This window comes from Microbacterium sp. BF1 (genome assembly GCF_019279095.1).
Taxonomy (GTDB): Bacteria; Actinomycetota; Actinomycetes; order Actinomycetales; family Microbacteriaceae; genus Microbacterium; species Microbacterium maritypicum.
In genome coordinates, this window is sequence record NZ_JAGYWT010000386.1 from 1 (window position 1) to 2,395 (window position 2,395).

General features: G+C 69.5%; 5 protein-coding genes. 2 read left to right on the forward strand and 3 right to left on the reverse strand.

The window, feature by feature from the left end; genetic code table 11:
- The first annotated feature begins 80 nt into the window (after positions 1–80).
- Positions 81–653: an HhH-GPD-type base excision DNA repair protein gene (locus KZA10_RS12520; RefSeq protein ID WP_218683034.1), complete on the forward strand. Its 573-nt coding sequence runs from the start codon at positions 81–83 to the stop codon at positions 651–653.
- A complete protein-coding gene (locus KZA10_RS12525) occupies positions 650–1,075 on the forward strand; it encodes a DUF1801 domain-containing protein (RefSeq protein WP_218683035.1) in 426 nt (141 codons plus the stop codon). Before KZA10_RS12520 ends, KZA10_RS12525 begins: the two co-directional genes overlap by 4 nt.
- Before the next feature lie 28 nt (positions 1,076–1,103).
- Here KZA10_RS12525 and KZA10_RS12530 read toward each other — a convergent pair whose 3' ends face one another.
- From KZA10_RS12530 to KZA10_RS18160, 3 genes are all read right to left on the reverse strand, one after another.
- Complete coding sequence (locus KZA10_RS12530; RefSeq protein ID WP_218683036.1) at positions 1,104–1,586, reverse strand: hypothetical protein; 483 nt, start codon at positions 1,584–1,586, stop codon at positions 1,104–1,106.
- 70 nt (positions 1,587–1,656) lie between these two features.
- Positions 1,657–2,088, reverse strand: a complete 432-nt coding sequence (locus KZA10_RS18155; RefSeq protein ID WP_256934807.1) for an alpha/beta fold hydrolase — start codon at positions 2,086–2,088, stop codon at positions 1,657–1,659.
- Positions 2,085–2,395, reverse strand: a 311-nt coding sequence (locus KZA10_RS18160) for an alpha/beta fold hydrolase (protein WP_374196587.1), incomplete at its 5' end; no start/stop codon positions are given. The genes KZA10_RS18160 and KZA10_RS18155, both read right to left, overlap by 4 nt.

Genomic DNA, 2,395 nt, shown 5'->3' on the forward strand with positions numbered 1-2,395 from the left:
GGCATCGCCCCCGAAGCCGACGCCGCAGACGACGCCGCGACCGCCTGACACGCTCCGTTCACCGGTGGCACACTGGAGGCATGGCCCTTCACATCACCGGAGACACCGCCGCCGACGAGCTGCTGACCGACAATCCGCTGGCCCTGCTGGTGGGGATGCTCCTCGACCAGCAGGTTCCGATGGAGACCGCGTTCGCCGGCCCGCTCAAGATCGAGCAGCGCACCGGCGCGACCGACGCCGCGACGATCGCCCACATGGCACCGGACGAGTTCCTCGAGGCCTTCAAGCAGACCCCCGCGGTGCACCGGTTCCCCGGGTCCATGGCGACGCGCGTGCAGACGCTGTGCCAGACCCTCGTCGACGACTGGGACGGCGATGCCGCAGCCCTGTGGACCGAGGGCGACCCGTCGGGGCCCGAGGTGCTGAAGCGACTGAAGGCCCTCCCCGGCTTCGGCGAGCAGAAGGCGAAGATCTTCCTCGCCCTCCTCGGCAAGCAGTACGGTTTCACCGGCGAGGGCTGGCGCGAGGCATCCGCTCCCTACGGCGAGGACGGCTCGTACCGCAGCGTCGCCGACATCGTCTCGCCCGACTCGCTCGCGAAGGTGCGCGAGCACAAGAAGGCGATGAAGGCCGCGGCGAAGGCTCCGAAGTGAAGCCCACGGGGGACGACGTCGCCGGGTTCATCGCCCGTTCCTCCCCCGCCGTGCGCCGCAGGGACGCCGAGACGCTGACCGCGCTCATGCAGGAGGTCACCGAGCGCGAACCGCAGACGTGGGGGACGATCATCGGGTTCGGCTCCTGCCACTACCGCTACCCGACAGGGACCGAAGGCGACAGCGGACTGCTCGGCTTCGCTCCGCGCAAGGCCGCGACCACGATCTATCTGTTCGACGGGGTCGGCGCGCACACCGAAGCCCTGGCGAAGCTCGGACCGCACACCACGGGCGTCGGGTGCCTCTACATCAAGGACCTGGAGCAGATCGACCTCGACGTGCTGCGCGGCATCCTGGAACGCTCACTCGCCTGGGTCGAGGCGGGCGGCACCTCCGAGGTGCAGCTCACCGTCACGGGCTGACGCGCGAGATCCCTCTCCGCGTACCCGTTCAGCGCAGGACCTCGACGAGCGCCACCCACGACACCACCACGGCCGAGACGATCGCGAGCAGACAGCCCGCCGCCGCGAGGTACAGCCCGGCCGGATGCCCGATCCACACCAGCACGCCCGCGGCGAGATAGGCGAAGATCGGCAGGAAGCCGACCAGGTACTTGAGCGGACGGGCGCGATCCTCGGGGCTCGGATCGGTCGCGATGAGGCGCGTCGCGTGCACCTGGAACACGGCAGCCAGCAGCGACGCGACGACGGCGGCCGCGCCGAACCAGGGGCCGTCGATGTCGGGGATCAACCCCAGCGCCGACATCGCGAGCGCCAGGAGCAGGGCGGCGATCCCGGCGAGGAGCCGTGCTGTCAGAGTGCGGGACTTGACGATCTCGGCGATGTTCACACTCGCGGCGACGATCACGAGTCCGGCGAGCGCGGCCGTCGCCCCCGCCATCGCGACGTTGAACTCGCTCCACGGCTCGAACATGCCGACATGCTAGACCCACCCGTGCGACGGACGCACGGGTGGGACTGGGCAGCAGAGTGGGGTTCGACAGTCAGCGGACGTCGGCGAAGAACGCCCGGATGTCGTCGGCGAGCAGGTCGGGACGCTCCAGAGCGGCAAAGTGCCCGCCCTCATCGAAGCGGCTCCAGTGCACGATGTTCGCGTTGTCGCGCTCGGCGAAGACCCGGATCGTCTGGAAGTCGTCCGAGAACACGGCGACACCCGTGCGTGCGGTGTTGATCCGCGGCCCGGCATCCTCGGCGGCGTCGGCCGCGGCGTCGGCCCTGGCGTTCTCCAGATAGCTGCGGTTCATGCCGGATGCCGCGTTCGCGAACCAGTTCACACTCACCTCGAGCAGGATCTTCTCCAGCGGAACCAGAGAGGTGCCGTTGCCGAACGAGTTGAACAGCTCGCTGTAGGCGAGCAGCCCGACCGGGGAATCGCTGATCCCGACCGACACGGTCTGCGGGCGCGAAGAGTTCATCGTGTTGTACCCGCCGACCGACTGGAACACTGCATGTGCTCGAGGCCGGCGTAGTCCGCGGGCTCGAGCTTCTCGAACTCGGCCGGGTCGCCCGAGGGGAACGAGAACAGCTGCAGCACGTGCAGTCCGAGGAAGCCCGCAGGCTCGAGCAGGCCCAGCTCACGCGCAACCATGGCGCCGTTGTCCGAGCCGTGGATGCCGTAGCTGTCGTAGCCGAGCCCGCGCATCAGACGGTCATAGGCCGCCGCGACCCGCGCCGTTGTCCACCCGGCAGAGGCGAGCGGCTGCGGGAAGCCGTAGGCCGGAG

What these genes read in the sequence shown, in the direction of transcription:
- KZA10_RS12520 (WP_218683034.1), top strand. Translation starts at nt 81, where the DNA reads ATGGCCCTTCACATCACCGGAGACACCGCCGCCGACGAGCTGCTGACC.
- KZA10_RS12530 (WP_218683036.1), bottom strand. Translation starts at nt 1,586, where the DNA reads ATGTTCGAGCCGTGGAGCGAGTTCAACGTCGCGATGGCGGGGGCGACG.
- KZA10_RS18155 (WP_256934807.1), bottom strand. Translation starts at nt 2,088, where the DNA reads ATGAACTCTTCGCGCCCGCAGACCGTGTCGGTCGGGATCAGCGATTCC.